The organism is Aeromicrobium sp. SORGH_AS_0981 (assembly GCF_031453195.1).
Taxonomy (GTDB): Bacteria; Actinomycetota; Actinomycetes; order Propionibacteriales; family Nocardioidaceae; genus Aeromicrobium.
This window is the reverse complement of sequence record NZ_JAVIZD010000001.1, coordinates 1,690,418-1,708,552: the sequence shown is the minus strand read 5'-3', so window position 1 is coordinate 1,708,552 and position 18,135 is coordinate 1,690,418. Positions and strand designations below refer to the sequence as shown.

The 18,135-nt window shown below is 73.3% G+C and carries 19 protein-coding genes; 5 read left to right on the top strand and 14 right to left on the bottom strand.

Translation table 11 applies throughout. The features are described from left to right. Positions 1 to 80 precede the first annotated feature (80 nt). Both menD and QE370_RS08750 read right to left on the bottom strand, forming a co-directional pair. Positions 81 to 1,682, bottom strand: coding sequence for a 2-succinyl-5-enolpyruvyl-6-hydroxy-3-cyclohexene-1-carboxylic-acid synthase (menD, locus tag QE370_RS08755; RefSeq protein WP_309634119.1), 1,602 nt, complete (start codon positions 1,680 to 1,682; stop codon positions 81 to 83). Continuing rightward, positions 1,679 to 2,608, bottom strand: a complete 930-nt coding sequence (locus tag QE370_RS08750) for an o-succinylbenzoate synthase (RefSeq protein WP_396127832.1) — start codon at positions 2,606 to 2,608, stop codon at positions 1,679 to 1,681. Before QE370_RS08750 ends, menD begins: the two co-directional genes overlap by 4 nt. Positions 2,609 to 2,734: 126 nt before the next feature. Here QE370_RS08750 and QE370_RS08745 point away from each other — a divergent pair, with 126 nt between their 5' ends. Next, a complete protein-coding gene (locus tag QE370_RS08745; RefSeq protein WP_253026985.1) occupies positions 2,735 to 3,388 on the top strand; it encodes an SDR family oxidoreductase in 654 nt (217 codons plus the stop codon). Positions 3,389 to 3,503: 115 nt separating this feature from the next. Here QE370_RS08745 and QE370_RS08740 read toward each other — a convergent pair whose 3' ends face one another. Further along, positions 3,504 to 4,565 (bottom strand): AMP-binding protein, encoded by a 1,062-nt coding sequence (locus tag QE370_RS08740; protein ID WP_309634117.1) that lies wholly within the window; start codon positions 4,563 to 4,565, stop codon positions 3,504 to 3,506. Then, positions 4,547 to 4,753, bottom strand: coding sequence for a hypothetical protein (locus QE370_RS08735; protein WP_309634116.1), 207 nt, complete (start codon positions 4,751 to 4,753; stop codon positions 4,547 to 4,549). The genes QE370_RS08740 and QE370_RS08735 overlap by 19 nt, the downstream gene beginning before the upstream one ends. 49 nt (positions 4,754 to 4,802) lie before the next feature. On the opposite strand from QE370_RS08735, the gene QE370_RS08730 reads away from it, so the two are divergent. Further along, positions 4,803 to 5,693, top strand: a complete 891-nt coding sequence (locus QE370_RS08730; RefSeq protein ID WP_309634115.1) for a 1,4-dihydroxy-2-naphthoate polyprenyltransferase — start codon at positions 4,803 to 4,805, stop codon at positions 5,691 to 5,693. Next, positions 5,690 to 6,205, top strand: coding sequence for a metallophosphoesterase family protein (locus tag QE370_RS08725; RefSeq protein ID WP_309634114.1), 516 nt, complete (start codon positions 5,690 to 5,692; stop codon positions 6,203 to 6,205). The genes QE370_RS08730 and QE370_RS08725 overlap by 4 nt, the downstream gene beginning before the upstream one ends. A 6-nt stretch (positions 6,206 to 6,211) precedes the next feature. Here QE370_RS08725 and QE370_RS08720 read toward each other — a convergent pair whose 3' ends face one another. Further along, positions 6,212 to 7,297 (bottom strand): PLP-dependent cysteine synthase family protein, encoded by a 1,086-nt coding sequence (locus tag QE370_RS08720; protein ID WP_253026980.1) that lies wholly within the window; start codon positions 7,295 to 7,297, stop codon positions 6,212 to 6,214. Beyond that, a complete protein-coding gene (locus tag QE370_RS08715; RefSeq protein WP_067854568.1) occupies positions 7,278 to 7,544 on the bottom strand; it encodes a DUF4229 domain-containing protein in 267 nt (88 codons plus the stop codon). The genes QE370_RS08720 and QE370_RS08715 overlap by 20 nt, the downstream gene beginning before the upstream one ends. 122 nt (positions 7,545 to 7,666) lie before the next feature. Here QE370_RS08715 and QE370_RS08710 point away from each other — a divergent pair, with 122 nt between their 5' ends. After that, positions 7,667 to 7,942, top strand: coding sequence for a PLD nuclease N-terminal domain-containing protein (locus QE370_RS08710; protein WP_067854565.1), 276 nt, complete (start codon positions 7,667 to 7,669; stop codon positions 7,940 to 7,942). 98 nt (positions 7,943 to 8,040) lie between these two features. Here QE370_RS08710 and QE370_RS08705 read toward each other — a convergent pair whose 3' ends face one another. The 7 genes from QE370_RS08705 to hemL form a co-directional block, all read right to left on the bottom strand. After that, complete coding sequence (locus QE370_RS08705) at positions 8,041 to 8,976, bottom strand: DUF559 domain-containing protein (protein ID WP_309634113.1); 936 nt, start codon at positions 8,974 to 8,976, stop codon at positions 8,041 to 8,043. Positions 8,977 to 9,127: 151 nt separating this feature from the next. Then, a complete protein-coding gene (gene ccsB, locus QE370_RS08700; protein ID WP_253026978.1) occupies positions 9,128 to 10,060 on the bottom strand; it encodes a c-type cytochrome biogenesis protein CcsB in 933 nt (310 codons plus the stop codon). Next, positions 10,057 to 11,745: a cytochrome c biogenesis protein ResB gene (locus QE370_RS08695; RefSeq protein ID WP_309634112.1), complete on the bottom strand. Its 1,689-nt coding sequence runs from the start codon at positions 11,743 to 11,745 to the stop codon at positions 10,057 to 10,059. The genes ccsB and QE370_RS08695 overlap by 4 nt, the downstream gene beginning before the upstream one ends. Further along, positions 11,745 to 12,491, bottom strand: a complete 747-nt coding sequence (locus QE370_RS08690) for a cytochrome c biogenesis protein CcdA (protein ID WP_309634111.1) — start codon at positions 12,489 to 12,491, stop codon at positions 11,745 to 11,747. The genes QE370_RS08695 and QE370_RS08690 overlap by 1 nt, the downstream gene beginning before the upstream one ends. Continuing rightward, positions 12,488 to 13,072, bottom strand: coding sequence for a TlpA disulfide reductase family protein (locus QE370_RS08685; protein WP_309634110.1), 585 nt, complete (start codon positions 13,070 to 13,072; stop codon positions 12,488 to 12,490). Before QE370_RS08685 ends, QE370_RS08690 begins: the two co-directional genes overlap by 4 nt. Before the next feature lie 3 nt (positions 13,073 to 13,075). Then, positions 13,076 to 13,732 (bottom strand): histidine phosphatase family protein, encoded by a 657-nt coding sequence (locus QE370_RS08680; RefSeq protein WP_067854547.1) that lies wholly within the window; start codon positions 13,730 to 13,732, stop codon positions 13,076 to 13,078. 40 nt (positions 13,733 to 13,772) lie between these two features. After that, positions 13,773 to 15,086 carry a glutamate-1-semialdehyde 2,1-aminomutase gene (hemL, locus tag QE370_RS08675; RefSeq protein WP_309634109.1) on the bottom strand — a complete coding sequence of 438 codons (1,314 nt, stop codon included), beginning with the start codon at positions 15,084 to 15,086 and terminating at the stop codon, positions 13,773 to 13,775. 212 nt (positions 15,087 to 15,298) lie between these two features. Between hemL and QE370_RS08670 the strand changes: the two genes are divergently transcribed. Next, a complete protein-coding gene (locus QE370_RS08670; protein ID WP_253026300.1) occupies positions 15,299 to 16,546 on the top strand; it encodes a lytic transglycosylase domain-containing protein in 1,248 nt (415 codons plus the stop codon). Positions 16,547 to 17,120: 574 nt separating this feature from the next. On the opposite strand, the gene hemB is transcribed toward QE370_RS08670, so the two are convergent. After that, a complete protein-coding gene (hemB, locus tag QE370_RS08665; RefSeq protein ID WP_309634108.1) occupies positions 17,121 to 18,134 on the bottom strand; it encodes a porphobilinogen synthase in 1,014 nt (337 codons plus the stop codon). Between the last annotated feature and the right edge of the window lies 1 nt (position 18,135).

The window sequence follows — 18,135 nt, the reverse complement described above, 5'->3', positions numbered from 1 at the left end:
GCTGGTGTGGTCGTTGCCACCAGGACTGTCACGGTTTCTCGACTGCTGGACGCGCTCGGTCGGCGCGGTGCCGTCGGCACTCAGTCGTCGGCGAGCGCCGCCGCCGTCGTCGCGCGCAGGGCGGCGTCGAGGGCGCGCCGGTCGTCGCGTCGCAGCACCACCTCGACCACCTCCAGCCCTCCGGTCGGCGAGGCGAGGGCGGCCGCGAGCCCGGCCGGCTCGACGCGTCGGTGCGGCACGCGGTAGCCCGCGCAGAGGGCCCCCAGGTCGGCGCCGGTGGGTGTGGCGAACACGCGCTCGAACGCGTCGGCGTGCTCCGGACCGCCCTGCTCCAGCGTCGAGAAGATCGCGCCGCCGTCGTCGTTGACCACGACGACCGTGAGGTCGGGCCGTGGCTCGTCGGGCCCGACCAGCAGGCCGTTGCTGCCGTGCAGGAAGGTCAGGTCGCCCATCAGCGCCAGGGACCGGCTCGAGTCGCGGGCGAGGGCCGCGCCGACCGCCGTCGACACCGTCCCGTCGATGCCGGCGAGGCCACGGTTGGCCACGACGTAGCGCCGCTCCCCCACGGTCCAGGGCCGCGCGACGACGTCGAGGTCGCGGATCGGCTGGGAGGCGCCGACGACGAGCAGGCCGCCGGGTGGGAGCGCCTCGGCGACGGCGCGCGCGACGGCAAGGCCGCTGTCGGGGTGGTCCGCGAGCAGGGCGTCGACGGCCCGCTGCACGCGGGCGTCGGCGTCCGTCCAGTCCTGCAGCCAGCCGGGGTCGGCGACGCTGCCGGCCGCGACGTCGTCGACGAACGTGACGCGAGGACCGGCCGGCACCGGGAAGGTCGCCTGCGTGCCGACGTGCACGACGTCGACGTCGGCGCGCGCCAGCAACCGCGTGACCGGACGGCTCAGCGTCGGGTGGCCGAACGACACGACGCGCTCGACCCGCGCGGCCAGGGGCTCGTGACCGAGGAGCAGCCGGTAGGTCGACAGCGCACCACCCGTCCGGGAGCCCGACGTCGGCTCGGCGAGCAGGGGCCAGCCCGCCTCGCGGGCGACCACTCGCGCACGCGCGCCGGAGTCGTCGCCGGCGAGGACCACGGTGCGGGGGCCGGCGTCGAGGGTCGTCAGGACACCGGACTCGCGCCAGGAGGCGACCCGGCCGAGCATCAAGGCATCGGGGTCGCGGTCGAGCGACCAGTCGACCGACTCGACCAACGGCTCGTCGAGCTCGAGGTTCAGGTGGCCTGGCGCATCGGGCCGGGCGACGCCGAGCAGACCCTTCACGCGGTCCGTGTACGCGACCCCCGGGAAGATGCCCGGTTGCACCGTGGTCTGGTTGGCGCCCGTGCCCCGCAGCCTGGCCGGACGGTCGGCGGTCACGGCCAGCACCCCGACGCCGGCGTGCAGCGCCTCGAGCATCGCCGGGTGCAGGTTCGCCACCGCAGTGCCGGAGGTGGTCACCACGGGCACCACGCGGTGCGACGTCCTCGCGAGGCCGAGGGCGAGGAAGCCGGCCTCGCGCTCGTCCACCCGCACGTGCAGGCGGATGCGTCCCGCCTGCTCGGCTGCATGGAACGCGAGCGCCAGGGGCGCCGACCGCGAGCCGGGCGCCAGGACGACGTCGGTGACGTGGTGGCCGAGCAGGGTGTGCAGCAACCTGCGCGCCACGCCGATCGACCGTTGCTCGCTCATCGCGCGACCGCCCCCCGGCGCAGCGCGTCGACGCGCTCGAGCCTGGCGCGCCAGGCGGCGTCGGTCGCGGCGTCGGCGGCGACCGCGGCCAGCGCGTCCTCGTCGACCTCGACCGGACGCACGGGCAGCCAGCCGTCGACGGCGTCCAGCGGGGTGCTCGTGACGTCGCCGCCCAGCAGCGAGGTCGTGCCGAGGCCGCACGCGTACGGCAGCTCGGGCAGGGCCGCCGCGAGCGCGACGCCCGCGGCCAGGCCCACCGACGACTCGACGGCGCTGGAGACGACGACGGGCAGGCCGATCTCCTCGGCCACGCGCAGGCAGGCGCGCACTCCGCCGAGCGGCTGCACCTTCAGCACGGCGACGTCGGCGGCCTCGAGGTCGCGGACGCGGTAGGGGTCGGCGGCGCGTCGGATCGACTCGTCGGCGGCCACGGGCACGTCGACCCGGCGGCGGAGCAGCGCGAGCTCCTCCACCGAGGCGCACGGCTGCTCGACGTACTCGAGCGTGCCGACGGCGTCCAGAGCCTTCACGGCCGCGACCGCGTCGTCGACGGACCAGCCGCCGTTGGCGTCGACCCGCACCCGACCGTCGCTGCCCAGGACGTCACGGACGGCCTCGACGCGTGCGACGTCGTCGGCCAGCGCCTGGCCGCGCTCGGCCACCTTGACCTTGGCGGTCGAGGCGCCCGAGGCACGCACGATCTGCGCCGCCTGCTCGGGGCCCACGGCAGGCACGGTCGCGTTCACGGGCACGCGGTCGCGGACAGGCTCGGGCCAGCCGTCGTGGGCGGCCTCGAGCGCGGCTCGCAGCCACGGCACGCACTCCTCGTCGTCGTAGTCGAGGAACGGGCTGAACTCGCCCCAGCCGGCGGCGCCGCGCACCAGGAGGCCCTCGCGTCGGTGGATGCCACGGAACCGGACGGGCATCCCGATCGCGAACGTGTGCACCTGCCGAGGGTAGCGGCGCGGCAGCGTCGGGGCCCGTGGGTGAGGTCGCGCACAACCACGCCGGGCCGCACTGCGACGTCAGGTGCGCCGTGCAACGGTGGACGCATGTCGACCATCGCCATCGTCGGGGGCCACGGACAGATCGCCCTCCACCTCATCGAGCAGCTCCGCGCACGCGACCACGACGTCGTCGCGCTCATCCGCAACGACGCGCACACGAGCGACGTCGAGCAGCGGGGGGCCACGGCCCGCCGGCTCGACATCGAGCAGCAGGACGCCGACGCGTTCGCGTCCGTGTTCGACGGCTGCGACGCGGTCGTCTTCGCCGCCGGTGGCGGACCGGACGGCAACATCGGCCGCAAGCGCGCCGTCGACCTCGAGGGCTCGCTGAAGTCGGTCGAGGGCGCCCGGATCGCGGGCATCCGTCGCTTCGTGCAGGTCTCCGCGATCGGCGTCGACCTGCCGCTGCCCGAGGACACCGACGACGTGTGGCGCGCCTACGTCGAGGCCAAGCGCGACGCCGACGTCGCGCTGCGCGAGAGCGGCCTGGACTGGACGATCGTCCGCCCCGGCAAGCTCACCGACGACCCCGCCCGAGGCACGGTCACGCTGGGCGACTCCGTGGCCCGCGGCGAAGTCCCGCGGGCCGACGTCGCCGCCGTGCTCGCCGAGATCCTCCACACCGGCGCCGGCATCGGCCGCCAGTGGGACCTCGTCACCGGCGAGACCCCCGTCGACGAGGCCGTCGCCTCCGCCTGACCCCCTCCCCGGGGCGCCGGATCCGCACGTTTACGTGGGGCCCCACCCAAACCAGCTCCCCCCACCGCAACCATGCGCCGGATCCGCACGTTTACGTGGGGCCCCACGCAAACGGTCAGAAGAGGCGGCGGACGGCGAGGCGGTCGACCTTGCCGTTCGGCAGGAGCGGGACGCTGTCGACGAGGGTGACGTCGCGCGGCGCCCACCGGCGCGGCAGTCCCTGCTCCTCGAGCGTGTCGCGGAGGCGGTCGGCGGACACCGCGTCGAGGCAGGTGGCGTCGGCCGGGACCACCACGGCCACCACCCGGGTGCCCCACTCGTCGTCGGGCACGCCGGCGACGGCCGCGTCGTGCACCTCCGGCAGCGCGCGCAGCGCCCGCTCGACCGCGGGCAGGGGCACGTTCGCCCCACCGCTCACGACGACGTCGTCGGCGCGACCCACGACGCTGAGCACGCCGTCGGGGCCGACAATGCCGAGGTCGGCGGTGTCGAACCACTCGTCGGTGCGCGCGACGTCGCCGTAGCCGTCGAAGAGCACCGGCCCCGCCAGCTGCACCCGACCCACGCCGTCGCGTGCGTCGACCACCCGCACGCGCACGCCGTCGAGCGGGACGCCGTCGTACACGCATCCTCCGCTGGTCTCGCTCATCCCGTAGGTGCGCACGACCCGCACGCCCGCCGACGTGGCCTGCGCGCGCAGCGTCGGGTCCAGCGCGGCACCGCCGACCAGCACCGCGTCGAGCGCCGCCAGCGCGTCGAGCCGACCCGCCGACGCCAGGCGGTGCAGCTGGGTGGGCACGAGCGACGCGTAGGTGCGGGGGCCGTCGAGCTCGCGCAGTGCGTCGACGAGGTCGTCGTGGTCGTCGAGGAGCACCGGCTCCTGGTCCGCGAGGAGGGAGCGGACCAGCACCTGCAGGCCGCCGACCCCGGTGACAGGCAGCGCCAGCAGCCACTGGCCGGGTCCGCCGAGACGGGCGTGCGTGGCCCGCGCCGACGCCAGCACCGCAGTGCGCGACAGTCGCACGTCCTTCGGCTCGCCGGTGCTGCCCGACGTGCGCACGACGAGCGGCTCGACGTCGTCGCCGGCCACCCAGGGACGCAGCAGGTCGAGCACGTCGCGCGCCGAGCCCGACACCGGGCGCAACGACGCCGACCCGGTCAGGAGCCCGGCTCCCACTCCTCGGTCTCCGGCTCCTCGTCGAGCGGGTCGCGCACCGGACGCGACTGGTAGAGCGCGGCCGCGCCCGTCACGAGGGCCCCGAACCCGGCGGCGAGCGGCAGCCAGCCGCTGTCGGACGTCACCGCCAGCCACACGAAGATGCCGGTCAGCAGCACCAGGACGAACGGGAACGGCGGCTGCGTCATCCCCCCACCCTAGGCGCTGGCACACTGTCCGCTGAACCCTAGGAGCATCGTGACCGACCGCAGCAGCGCGACCCTCTCGCAGTGGGTCGAGGGGGCCCGCCCCCGCACCCTTCCCGCCGCCGTCGCCCCCGTGCTGGCCGGCACCGGCGTGGCGGCGTACGTGGCCGACGTGGTCTGGGGCAAGGCGCTGCTCGCCCTGGGTGTGTCCCTCGCGCTGCAGATCGGCGTGAACTACGCCAACGACTACTCTGACGGCATCCGTGGCACCGACGACGACCGCGTCGGTCCGCTGCGGCTGGTCGGGTCGGGGCTGGCCCGGCCCGCCGCGGTCAAGGCGGCGGCCCTCGGTTTCCTCGGCCTCGGCGCCCTGCTGGGCCTGGCCCTCGCGGCCACGACGACGTGGTGGCTGCTGCTCGTCGGCGTCGCCGCCCTCGGCGCGGCCTGGACTTACACCGGCGGCCCGAACCCCTACGGCTACCGCGCGCTCGGCGAGGTGAGCGTGTTCCTGTTCTTCGGGCTGGTCGCCGTCCTCGGCACCGTCTACGTGCAGGTCGAGGGGCTGCCGTGGGAGGCCTGGGCGGCAGCCGTCGGCGTCGGCGCGCTCGCCTGCGCGATCCTCGTGGCCAACAACCTGCGCGACATCCCCACCGACGTCGAGGCGGGCAAGCGGACGCTCGCCGTCGTCCTCGGCGACGCCCGCTCGCGGCAGTTCTACGCCGCACTCGTCGGGCTCAGCGCCGCGCTCGCCGTCGCACTCACCGTGGGCGCCACGCCCTGGGCCCTGCTCGCCCTGCCCGGTCTGCTGCCCGCCGTCCCCGCCCTGCGGGCGGTGCTCTCGGACGCCCGCGGACCCGCGCTGGTGCCCGTGCTGAAGGCCACCGGTGTCGCCGAGCTGCTCTGGTCGGCCGGGCTCGCCCTCGGGCTCGTCCTCGGCCGATGACCTCCGACCGGGGCAGGCTCGTGGTGGGCGTCGTCTCCGACACCCACGCCCCCAGGTTCTGGAAGGGCATGCCCGAGCGGGTGGCCGAGGAGCTGCGCGACGTCGACCTCGTCCTGCACGCCGGCGACGTCTGCCAGCCGTCCGTGCTCGAGGAGCTCGCGACCCTCGCGCCGGTGCACGTCGTGCTGGGCAACAACGACGGGCCCGACGTCGCAGCCTGGGGTGCGCCCGAGACCCTCGAGCTCGACCTCGCGGGCGTCCGGGTCGCGATGATCCACGACGCCGGCCAGAAGCAGGGTCGCGTCCGACGGATGCGGCGACGCTTCCCCGACGCCGACGTCGTCGTGTTCGGGCACTCGCACATCCCGTGGGACGAGACCGACGAGGCCGGCCCCCGGATCCTCAACCCCGGCTCGCCGACCGACAAGCGACGTCAGCCGCACGGGACCGTCGGCCGGCTGGTGCTCGCCGACGGGGCCGTCGCGTCCTGGACGCTCGTGGAGGTCAGCTGACCCGGCTCAGTCGACGTCCGGCAGCAGGCCGGTCGCGTCGTACTCGGCCAGCCGCTGCGTCCACGGCGCGAGGTCGATGCCTCGCTGCGCCAGCCACGCGTCGTCGTAGTAGGTGCTGAGGTAGCGCTCCCCCGCGTCGCACAGGAGCGTGACGATGCTGCCGCTCTCCCCCGCCGCGCGCATCCGCGTCGCCACGGTCAGCGACGCCCACACGTTCGTGCCGGTCGAGCCACCCACCAGACGGCCCAGCCGGTCGCTCGTCCAGCGCATCGTCGCGATCGACGCGGCGTCGGGCACGCGCAGCATGTCGTCGATGACGCCACCGACGAACGACGGCTCCACCCGCGGCCGGCCGATGCCCTCGATCCGCGACGACACCCCCGTCACGACGTCGGACGTGTCCTGCTCCCAGCCGTCGAGGAACGCGGAGTTCTCGGGGTCGGCGACGAGCAGCGACGTGGGGTGACGCCGGTAGCGCAGGTAGCGGCCGATGGTCGCGGACGTGCCGCCCGTGCCCGCGCTCACGACCACCCACGCGGGCACCGGGTGCCGTTCGGCCGACATCTGCTCGAAGATCGACTCCGCGATGTTGTTGTTGCCGCGCCAGTCCGTCGCCCGCTCGGCGTACGTGAACTGGTCCATGTAGTGGCCGTCGCACTCCTCGGCCACCCGGCGCGCCTCGTCGTACACGTCGGCCGCGTTCTCGACGAAGTGGCAGCGGCCGCCGTACCACTCGATGAGCGCGACCTTCTCCGCGCTCGTCGCGGCCGGCATGACGGCGACGAACGGCAGCCCGACGAGACGGGCGAAGTAGGCCTCGCTGACAGCCGTCGACCCGCTCGAGGCCTCGACCACCGTCGAGCCCGGGCCGATCCACCCGTTGCACAGGGCGTGCAGGAACAGCGACCGGGCCAGCCGGTGCTTCAGGCTGCCGGTGGGGTGCACCGACTCGTCCTTCAGGTACAGGTCGACGTCGGGGGTGGCGACGGGCAGCGCGTGCAGGTGCGTGTCGGCGCTGCGGTTGGCGTCGGCCTCGACGCGGCGGATCGCCTCGTCGATCCAGGCGCGGACCTCAGTCGACGTCTTCGGCACTGCGGGACTCCTCGATGCGCGACGTCATGCGTTCGGCGCGTTCCTGCAGCTGGAGCGCGACCTGCTCGCGCATACCGGCGAGCAGGAAGATCGAGATGACGGAGGAGATGATCATGGCGGCGAGCAGCACGAGCAGGTTGGTCAGCTCGTCGAACTCCAGGAAGGTGCGCCCGATGCCCCACAGCAGCAGGTAGGTGACGGCCAGGACGCTGAGCCGCGCGAGCGTGTACCTCCAGAACGCCTTCATGCGTCGAGCCTAGTCGGCGCCGGGAAGCCCCTCGTCGGCACCCGTTGCAGGCCTCCGGCGGTCGTCGTCGCGTCCGCGACGGTCGGGCGGCGCGGGTTGAGGGCCGCAGGTACGGTGGCGCCATGGGCAAGGCACTGATCGCGATCGTCGCCGTCGTGCTGCTCGTCTACGCCTTCTTCGACCTCCTGGCCACACCGCGCCAGCAGGTTCGCGGACTGCCGAAGCCCGCGTGGTTCGTCGTCATCCTGCTGCCGTTCGTCGGCCCCCTCGCGTGGATGTTCCTGGGCACGCAGTCGCGCAAGGGTCGCCCCCCGCGCGACTCCGGCTACGGCTGGCCCGGCGGCCGTCCCCCCACCCGCGGCCCCGACGACGACCCCGACTACCTCCGCGGCCTCTAACCACTCCCCTTCCCCGCGTTTTGTGGACCTGATGACGGTTGCTCGCCGGCTTTTCGTCGTGAAGTCCACGAAGCGCGGAGTCGAGCTGGACGCCGGGCTCATGCGAAGAGTGCGGTCCACGACGCGGAGAACCAGGGTCGCGGGCCGTCGTAACCGCGGTCGACGAGCGCACGGTGCACCCGACGCACGACGTCCCGCGGCAAGCGCGCGTCGACGGCCGCGACGACGATGACGCGGTAGCCCAGCGCCTCGAGCGCTTCACGACGTCGCCGGTCGCGCGCCCACTGCTGCGCATCGGTCTCGTGGTGGCGGCCGTCGTACTCGACCACGACCTTCCAGGCCGAGAACAACAGGTCGACCCGTGCGACGAAGGTGCCGTCGGGGCCGCGCACCTCGACGTTGACGTCGGGCTCGGGCAGGCCCGCAAGGACGAGCAGCAGGCGCAGCCAGGTCTCACGCGGCGACTCCGACCGCTCTCGCACGTACTCGAACGCCTCCCGTGCAGCGACGACCCCGTGGAGGTGGCATCGGTCCAGGTACCAGAACAACCGGTCGCGGGTCGTGTGGCCCGCTCGCACCATGTGCTCCATGAGCTGGACGCACTCGACCAGGCTGGCCCGCAGCGCGCAGTCGACGACCGTGCGTTCCGGCCCGGAGACTGGCACCGGTCCAGGTCGGTGCTCGACGTCGAGGTCGCCGATCCGCCGGTGCAACCGGACGTCGGCCTGGTCGTTCTGCGTGGGTCCACGGACCGACAGCTCCCACGGCGCACCTGCCCAGCCGCGGGCCGTGAAGCCCCAGAGGACGGCGGCCGTGCGGTGCGTGACCACCGCACCCGCGCGGCCGCTGACCGTGAGTAGTGCTGCCGCGGCCCACACCAGCGGTGTCCGCTCGACGTCGGCGTGCACGTAGACGCCACGGAACAACCGGACCCAGCAGGCACGACGCAGGGCCGCACGCGGGTACCCCAGCGCCTCGGCCTGCGTGACGGCGAAAGGTCGTCGCAGGAGCTGCTCAGGGATCGCGCGCGCCATCCCGGCATGCTGCTGGAGCCCGCGGCAGCACGCCTCCGCCCATCCACAACCCCCACCGCCCACGCGTTATGTGGACTTCGGGACGGAAAACTCGCGTCAGATCGTCGTCAAGTCCGCAAAACGCGGGGAGGGCTGGATGGGCCGGGTCGCGCTACTTCGCGTAGGAGTGGAGGCCGGAGCCGAAGAGGTTGACGATGTAGTAGCTCGTGACGAAGGTGGCGAAGCCGACGATCGCGATCATCGCGGCGCGCTTGCCCTTCCAGCCCGCGGTGGCGCGGGCGTGGAGGTAGCCGGCGTAGACGACCCAGGTGATGAAGGCCCAGACCTCCTTGGGGTCCCAGCCCCAGTAGCGGCCCCACGCGTAGTGCGCCCAGATCGGGCCGGCGATGAGGGCGCCGAAGGTCCAGAGCGGGAAGCCGACCGCGATCACGCGGTACGCGAGCCGGTCCATGACCGCCGCCGACGGGAAGCGCGACAGGCGCGGACCGACCGTGCCGTTGTCCTCCGCCCGCTGGCGCACCAGGTACATGACCGACGCCGCCGTGCCGAGCAGGAAGAACGCACCCGCGATCATCACCGCCGCCACGTGGATGACGAGCCAGTACGAGTGCAGCGCCGGCACGAGCGGACCCGGCTCGACGTAGGTCGAGACCGCCAGGCCCAGCACCGCCAGCGCGAAGCCCGTGACGATGCCGCCGACCCACTCGATCGGCGAGACACGCGCGACGACGACGTACACGAGCAGCGCGATGAACGCGCCGCCCACGCCGAACTCGTACATGTTGCCCCACGGCACCCGCTGCGACGCGAGCCCGCGCGTGACCATCGCGAGCCCGAGCACCACCGTGCCCAGCACGGTCAGCGAGTAGGCGACCGAGCGCAGGACGTCGGACCGGCTCGCCGTCTCCTGCTCGACCGGCTCGACGGGCACACCCCCGGCGGCGACGGCCACCGGCTGCTCCTCCTTGACGACCTGGCGGGCGAAGCCCCACTCGGCCACGTACGCGAGGAACGCCAGCGCCACGACGATCATGCCGGAGGTGACGGCAAAGTTCGACACCTGCGTGTAGTCGGCGAGGTTCATCGGGGCTCCTTCTCCGGGTCGTCCGGTAGGTCGCCGAGGCCGCTGCGCAGCTGCGCCAGCAGGTCCTCGAGGCTCGTGCCGAGGTCGTCGCGCGGCACGCGGTCGAGAGCGGCGACCTCCACCACGGTACGCGAACCCACCCGACGTGCACGGACCCAGGTGCGCCGCGGCCGCACGGCCAGCGACAGCACCAGTCCGACGATGCCGATGCTGATGCCACCGAGCGGCAGCCAGACGAGCGGCGTCGACGCGATCTGGAACCGCGCGAACAGCGTCAGGTCGGTGAACTCGATCGTGCCGCCGTCCGGCAGGTCGGCCTCCTGCCCCGGACTCAGGCTCACCCGGAAGTTCGACCCGTCGGCGTTCTTGTACTGCTCGAGCTTGTCCTGGTCGAGGACGTACACCGACTGCGGCAGCCCGTCGTCGACCCCGAGGTCGCCGTGGAAGACGAACAGGCCGAGCAGCGGGTTGACCGCCCCCGGGAACGCCGACACCGACGCCTCCTCGCTGCCGTTCGTGACCGCCGTCGGCAGGAAGAAGCCCTGGAAGCCGAGCTGCTCGGGCCGCGCGTCGGGCACCTTGATGACGCCGTTGGACGTGTAGGTGCCGTCGGCCGGCAGGAAGGGCACCGCACCGTCGAACACGACGTCGCCCTTCGCGTCGGTGATCTTCACGACCGGTGCGTAGCCCTGGCCGACGAGGAAGACCGACGTGCCGCCGACGTTCAACGGGTGGTTCACGCGGATCTCGTACGGCTTCTCGCGACCGTCGACGCCCTCGCGGTACGTGCCCGACGCCTCGAACAGGCGCGGCGCCCCCCGCTGCGGACCCGTCGTCCAGAAGCGGGCGACCATCTTGTCGAGCTGCAGCGAGAAGGGCGGCAGGTCGTTCGTGTCGAACAGGGCGCCGGACGCGAACTCGTCGTACTGCGTGAGGACGTTGGCGAAGCCCTCGCCCTGCGTGACGATCGCGGCACCGCGGTAGCCCCACAGCGCACCCGCGGCCACGCCCACCAGCACCGCGACGATGCTCGTGTGGAAGACCAGGTTGCCGAGCTCCCTCAGGTAGCCGCGCTCGGCCCGCACCTCGCCGGTGCTCGATGCCGCCCCCGGCCCGGCACCCCCGCCGGTGCCCGATGCCGCCCCCGGCCCGGCACCCCCGCCGGTGCCCGATGCGTCGTCGCGGACCACGTCGACGCGGCTCGGCAGGAGTCGCGGACCGCGCAGCGCACCCCGCGCGACGGCGAGCACCTCCTCGACCTCGGCGTCGGTCTCGAAGGTGGCCGACGCCGGCAGCCGGTCGAAGTTGCGGGGGGCCCGCGGCGGACGCGCGCGCACCGACTTCAGGTAGACCTTCGTGCGCGGCAGGATGCAGCCGATGAGCGAGACCATCAGCAGCACGTACACCGCGCTGAACCACGGCGACGTGTAGGTGTGGAAGACGCCGAGCCGCTCCAGCCACGGCGAGAGGTCGGGGTGGCGGGCCTGGAACGCCTCGACCGCGCGGGCGTCGACACCACGCTGCGGCACGACCGATCCCGGGACCGCCGCGATGGCGAGCAGCAGCAGGAGCAGGAGCGCCGTGCGCATCGACGTCAGCTGGCGCCACGCCCACCGCAGCGTCTCGACCGGTCCGAGCGCCGGGGCGAGCTCCGCGGGCGCGCGGTCCTTGCGGGAGCGGGCCATCAGATCGCCGCCCCGTAGCCGCCGGCCCACGTCTGGAGCTGCACGACGACCGCGTCCCACACGCCCGTGACGAGCAGGACGCCGACCACGACGAGCAGGCCACCACCGACCCGCTGGAGGGTCTGCTGGTGACGGCGCGCCCACCGGACGGCGTGCATGAACCGGCCGAAGCCGAGCGCCGCGAGCACGAACGGGACGCCGAGCCCGAGGCAGTAGACGAAGGTCAGGAACGCCCCTCGCTCGAGCGTGCCGGAGTTGTTCGCGAGGGTCAGCACCGCGCCGAGCGTCGGGCCGATGCAGGGCAGCCAGCCGAGGCCGAAGAACAGGCCGAGCAGCGGCGCGACCGCGACGCCCACCGCGGGCACGGCGTGCACCCGCACGTCGCGCTGCAGGATCGGCAGCACGCCGCTGAAGACGAGTCCGAGCACGATCACCACGATGCCCAGCACCACCGACATGGTGCGTCGGTAGTCGTAGAGCTCCTGCCCGAGCGCCCCGAACAGGGCGCCACCGGTCACGAACACCACCGTGAACCCGAGCACGAACAGCACCGACCCGAGCAGCAGCCTCGACCGACCCTTCGTCTCGAGGTCCTGCACACCGACCCCGCTGACGTAGGAGAGGTAGCCGGGCAGCAGGGGCAGCACGCACGGGGAGAAGAACGACACGAGCCCTGCCAGCACGGCGATGGGCACGGCCAGCAGCAGCGACCCCGACAGCACGGTGTCGGCGAACCAGTCGGTCACGAGGTGCTCGCCAGGACGTCGTCGAGGACGCCGGACAGCGTCGAGGCACGCAGCTCGGGGTCGATGACGCGGGCGGCCACCCGGCCCTTCGCGTCGATGACCCACGTGGTGGGGATGGCCTGCGACGGGAGGCTGTCGGCGAAGCCGAGCTGCTGGCGACCGTCGGAGTCGACGATGCTCGGGTAGGTCGTGCCGATCCGCTCCTCGAAGGCACGGGCGGCAGCGGTCTGGTCGCGCACGTTGAGACCCAGGAACTGCACGCCGCGGTCGGCGTACTGCTGGGCCACCTCCTCCAGCACCGGCGCCTCTTTGCGGCACGGTGGGCACCAGGAGCCCCAGACGTTGACCACGAGGGTCTTGCCGGCGAAGTCGGCCGAGCTGATGCTCTTGCCCTCGAGGTCCTCGCCCTCCAGCACCGGCGCGTCGGTGCGGTCCTCGACGGGGACCGACGTGACGAAGCGGCTGGCGCTGACGTAGCCGCCGGTGGACCCCTCCGTGCCACGGCCGGAGCACGCCGCGAGCACGACGAGGGCCAGGGCGAGGAGGACGGCGGCGCCGCGTCGGCGCAGGGAACGGCTCACGGCTCAGGCGCCTCCGACGAACTTCTTGCCGGCCTTCAGGGCGTCGGGCAGGAGGTCGCCGGCGGGCTCGGCGTACGTGAAGCCGACGTAGCGGTCGCCGTCGAAGGTGAGGCTGGTCAGGCTCGCGAGCGAGCACTGGCGGGTGCGCGGGTCGTGCACGAACGACTTCTTCTCGTAGGCCTGTCGCGCGATCCACACGGGGAGCTGGTGGGACACGATGACGGCCTCGTGCCCGCGGGCGGCGTCGCGGGCGTCGGCGACGGCAGCCTGCATGCGCGCGGCGATCTCGCGGTACGGCTCGCCCCACGACGGGCGGAACGGGTTGCGCAGCAGCCACCAGTTCTTGGGGTGCAGGAGCGCCTTCGGCTCGGCGCCGACCGTGCGGCCCTCGAACAGGTTGTCGGCCTCGATGACGCGGTCGTCGGTGGTGACCGGAGCCTCGAGCAGCTTGGCCAGCGGGGCCACGGTCTGCTGGGCGCGCTCGAGCGGGGAGGAGACCAGGTGCACGATCTCGTTCGTCGACAGGTGGTCGGCGGCGCGCTCGGCCATCTGGTGCCCGAGGTCGGACAGGTAGAACTCCGGGAGCCGTCCGTAGAGGACGCCCTGCGGGTTGTGCACCTCGCCGTGGCGCATCAGGTGGACGATGGTGCGTTCGCTCATGGGGATTTCCTCGCGGTGGACGGTGTGCCGTCGGGCTCGGTCAGGCCGGGGTGGCCGCCGCAGCGGCACGCGCGGCGGCGGGCAGGGCCTCGGCCATCCTAGTGAGTGCCTCGTCGTCGTGAGCCGCCGAGACGAACCACGACTCGTAGGCGCTCGGCGGCAGGTACACACCCGCGTCGAGCATGGCGTGGAAGAAGGCGGTGTAGCGGTGCGTCTCCTGGCGCTGCACGCCGGCGAAGTCGTGCACGGGCTCGGTCAGGCCCCACACGACGCTGAACATGCTGCCGACGTTCTGCACGACGTGCGGCACGCCCGCGTCGTCGAGCGCGGACGACACCAGCGTCCGGGCCTGGGCCGACCAGTCGTCGAGGCGGGCGTAGGCCGCATCGTCGGCGAGGCGCAGCGTGGCGAGCCCCGCGGTGGAGGCGACGGGGTTCCCGGCGAGGGTGCCCGCCTGGTACACCGGACCGCTCGGCGCGAGGAGGGCCATGACGTCGGCGCGCCCGCCGAACGCGGCTGCGGGGAACCCGCCGCCCATGACCTTGCCGAAGGTGAGGAGGTCGGGTCGCCAGCCCTCGTGGGCGCCGTCGAGCCCCCAGTGCCCGGAGCGGGTCACGCGGAAGCCGGTCATGACCTCGTCGCTGACGAGCAGCGCCCCGTGCGCGACGCACGTCTCGGAGAGGAACTGGTTGAAGCCGGGCAACGGGGAGACGACGCCCATGTTGCCCGCCGCGGCCTCGGTGATGACGCAGGCGATCTCGTCGCCGTGCTCGGCGAACGCCGCGGTGACGGCGTCGCGGTCGTTGTAGGGCAGGACGATCGTGTCGGCCGTGACGTGCGCCGGGATGCCCGGTGAGCCGGGCAGGCCGAGCGTGACGACACCCGACCCCGCCTCGGCGAGCAGGGAGTCGACGTGACCGTGGTAGCAGCCGGCGAACTTCACGACCCGGGTGCGACCGGTGAACCCGCGGGCGAGGCGGATCGCCGACATCGTGGCCTCGGTGCCCGACGTGACCATGCGGACGAGGTCGACCGGCGTCCGGGCGACGATCTCCTCGGCGAGCTCCACCTCCGGCGGGCTGGGCGTGCCGAACGACGTGCCACGGCCGGCCGCCTCGGCGACCGCGGCGATGACCTCCGGGTGCGCGTGCCCGAGCAGCATCGGTCCCCAGGAGCCGACGAGGTCGAGGTAGCGCGTGCCGTCCGCGTCGTGCAGCCAGGCGCCCTGGGCCGACGTCATGAAGCGCGGCGTCCCGCCGACGGCTCGGAAGGCGCGCACCGGGGAGTTCACGCCACCCGGCGACACCTGGACGGCGCGGTCGAACCACTGCTGGGACTGCGGGGTGGAGGACATGGTCCCCATTGTCCCGGGTCGGGCCCAGCGCCGGGACGGCGGCAGGGGGCTCCTGCCGTCGGTCAGGCGTGCCGTACGAGCCACGCGGACGTAACCTGAGGGACACATCCGTCGTTGATGAGATGCAGGCCACATCCACGAGGGAGTGGTGGCCGGTAACATCTGGTTACTGTGACCGCCGCCACGGCGGTCGCGGGAGGGACACGAGACGTATGGGAGCACGGAAGCTCAGCCGCTGGCAGAAGGCCAGCGCCCTGGTGCCGATGAGTCTGCTGGTGGTCGCCTGGGGAGCGGCGATCAGCAACACGGGTCTGGCCACGGCCAGCGACCGGGTGAGCGCCGACGACATCCCCGACGTGCCGGCCACGGCGTTCGAGCAGCCGGCGAGCGTGCAGGCAGCGCCGCCGGGCGTCGACTCCCGCGCCGGCGCCAGCGGCACGCTGGCGACGCTGTCGACCAACGGCATCCCGACGGCCGCGCTGTCGGCGTACCGCCGTGCGGAGGAGCTGCTGGGCAAGGCCGACCCGTCCTGCAACCTGCCGTGGCACCTCGTCGCCGCGATCGGGCGGGTCGAGTCCAACCACGGTCGTACCGGCGGCAACGCGCTCGACGCGAAGGGCGTGGCCAAGCCGGGCATCTACGGGATCCCGCTCGACGGCCGCGACGGCATCGCCGAGATCCGCGACACCGACAACGGCGGGCTCGACGACGACGCCGTCTACGACCGCGCGGTCGGTCCGATGCAGTTCATCCCCGGCACGTGGCGCTCGGTGGGCGTCGATGCCGACGGTGACGGCAAGAAGGACCCGCAGAACATCAACGACGCCGCCACGGCGGCCGCCATCTACCTCTGCTCCGGCAGCGGCGACCTCTCCACGCAGGACGGCGCCGCCGCAGCGGTGCGCCGGTACAACAACTCCTCGGAGTACGTCGACCTGGTGCTGGGCATCAGCAAGGCGTACGCGAGCGGCGACTTCACCGCCACCCCGAACGGCACGTCGACCGGCTCGGTGCTGACCAGCCGCTCGTTCGACCAGACCCTGACCCCCGCCCAGCGTCGTGACGCGGCCAAGCAGGAGCAGAAGGTCCAGGAGTCGACGAAGAAGCCGCGCGGCGGCAGCTCCTCCGGCGGGTCCTCGGGCGGCACGTCCGGCGGCTCCACCGGAGGCTCGGGAGGCTCCTCGGGCGGTTCGTCCGGCGGCGGCTCGACGGGCGGCTCGGGCGGCTCCGGCGGCACGGGCGGCGGCTCCACCGGCGGTTCCGGTGGCGGCTCGACCGTCGGCGGTGCGGTGCAGGGTGCCGTGAAGGACACCCCCCTCGCGCCCATCACGAAGCCGGTGACCGACCTGCTCAGCGCCACCGAGGCGAACCTGCGCTGCGCCGTCGAGGTCTCCCTGCTCCCGGTCGACACCCACGCGGCCCGCTTCAAGGCCTGCATGGACAAGTACACGAAGGGCTGACCCGCCCCGACGACGAACCCCCGGCCGGTGGTCGGGGGTTCGTCGCGTCGAGGGGCCTCCCGGAAATCCCCATGGGTGCGTCGGCGTGGCTTCTCGTTGGGGTGAGGCTGCGCTGGCGCGGCTTCTCGTCGACGTGAGGCTGCGCTGGCGCGGCTGACGCTGGGTGTGGTCTCCGACAGGGGCCTCGACCGGGCGGCTGGGTGCGCGCTGGGTCGGGTTCTCGGGCTGTGGCCCACGTGGGACGCACGATCCCGCGTTCGTGCGTCGGAGGGCCAAGCCTTCTGCGTTTCCTACGGGATCCCGTCGCGAACGCAGAAGCGTTCAGGCTTCAGCGCACGAAGGAAGAATCGTGGGTGACCTTGGGGTGGATGGTGGCACACCTACCGTTCAGGGGGCGAGAACGCAGAATCGTGCCTCCACCCCGAACGCAACCCGCAGCCCGAGACCCCGGACCGGCGCCCGCCCAGCCGCCCGTCGAGGCCCTTGCGGAGACCACACCCACTCGAAGCCGCGCCGACGCAGCCCCGCCCGACCGGGAAGCCACGCCAACGCACCGGCCGACCGAGCCGAACGCTCAGGCGCGGCGGGCGATCTCCGCGGCCCAGTAGGTGAGGACGATGTCGGCGCCCGCGCGGCGGATGGAGGTGATCGTCTCCGAGACGGTGCGCTCGCGGTCGATCCACCCCTTCTCGGCCGCGGCCTCGACCATGGCGTACTCGCCCGACACGGTGTAGGCGGCGACGGGGAGGTCGACGGCGGCGCGGATCGACGCGACGAGGTCGAGGTAGGCGAGCGCCGGCTTCACCATGACGATGTCGGCGCCCTCGGCGACGTCGAGCAGGGTCTCGCGCAGCGCCTCGCGGGCGTTGCCCGGGTCCTGCTGGTACGTCTTGCGGTCGCCCTGCAAGGAGGAGTCGACCGCCTCGCGGAACGGTCCGTAGAACGCCGACGCGTACTTCGCGGCGTAGGCGAGGATCGCGACGTCGGTGTGCCCCGCGCCGTCGAGCGCCTCGCGCACCACCGCGACCTGGCCGTCCATCATGCCGCTCGGGCCGACGAGGTGGGCGCCCGACTCGGCCTGCACGACACCCATCCGACCGTAGATCTCCAGCGTCGCGTCGTTGTCGACGCGCCCCTGGTCGTCGAGCACGCCGCAGTGGCCGTGGTCGGTGAACTCGTCGAGGCACAGGTCGGCCATGACGAGCAGGTCGTCGCCGACCTCGTCACGGGCATCCGCCAGGGCGACGTTGAGGATGCCGTCCGGGTCGAGCGCCCCCGAGCCGACCGCGTCCTTGTGCTCGGGGACGCCGAACAGCATGACGCCGCCCAGGCCCAGACCGGCCGCCTCGCGCACCGCCTCACGGGCCGACGCACGCGTGTGCTGCACGACGCCCGGCATGCTCGCGATGGGCTTGGGCTCGGTGAGCCCCTCCCCCACGAACATCGGCAGGACCAGCTGCGACGGCTCCGTGCGCGTCTCGCGCACGAGCGCCCGCATGGCGGGCGTCGTGCGGAGACGGCGCGGTCGGTGGACGGGCGGTCGGCCCAGCGTCCGACGACCCAGCGACGGTCCGTCCTGGGACGTCACG

Bases quoted from the DNA above. Each gene is read 5' to 3' on its own strand.
- QE370_RS08710 (WP_067854565.1), top strand. From the start codon at position 7,667: ATGGGCAAGGCACTGATCGCGATCGTCGCCGTCGTGCTGCTCGTCTAC.
- QE370_RS08705 (WP_309634113.1), bottom strand. From the start codon at position 8,976: ATGGCGCGCGCGATCCCTGAGCAGCTCCTGCGACGACCTTTCGCCGTC.
- QE370_RS08750 (WP_396127832.1), bottom strand. From the start codon at position 2,608: ATGCCCGTCCGGTTCCGTGGCATCCACCGACGCGAGGGCCTCCTGGTG.
- QE370_RS08670 (WP_253026300.1), top strand. From the start codon at position 15,299: ATGGGAGCACGGAAGCTCAGCCGCTGGCAGAAGGCCAGCGCCCTGGTG.
- hemL (WP_309634109.1), bottom strand. From the start codon at position 15,086: ATGTCCTCCACCCCGCAGTCCCAGCAGTGGTTCGACCGCGCCGTCCAG.
- QE370_RS08745 (WP_253026985.1), top strand. From the start codon at position 2,735: ATGTCGACCATCGCCATCGTCGGGGGCCACGGACAGATCGCCCTCCAC.
- QE370_RS08680 (WP_067854547.1), bottom strand. From the start codon at position 13,732: ATGAGCGAACGCACCATCGTCCACCTGATGCGCCACGGCGAGGTGCAC.
- menD (WP_309634119.1), bottom strand. From the start codon at position 1,682: ATGAGCGAGCAACGGTCGATCGGCGTGGCGCGCAGGTTGCTGCACACC.
- QE370_RS08715 (WP_067854568.1), bottom strand. From the start codon at position 7,544: ATGAAGGCGTTCTGGAGGTACACGCTCGCGCGGCTCAGCGTCCTGGCC.
- ccsB (WP_253026978.1), bottom strand. From the start codon at position 10,060: ATGAACCTCGCCGACTACACGCAGGTGTCGAACTTTGCCGTCACCTCC.
- QE370_RS08725 (WP_309634114.1), top strand. From the start codon at position 5,690: ATGACCTCCGACCGGGGCAGGCTCGTGGTGGGCGTCGTCTCCGACACC.
- QE370_RS08695 (WP_309634112.1), bottom strand. From the start codon at position 11,745: ATGGCCCGCTCCCGCAAGGACCGCGCGCCCGCGGAGCTCGCCCCGGCG.
- QE370_RS08735 (WP_309634116.1), bottom strand. From the start codon at position 4,753: ATGACGCAGCCGCCGTTCCCGTTCGTCCTGGTGCTGCTGACCGGCATC.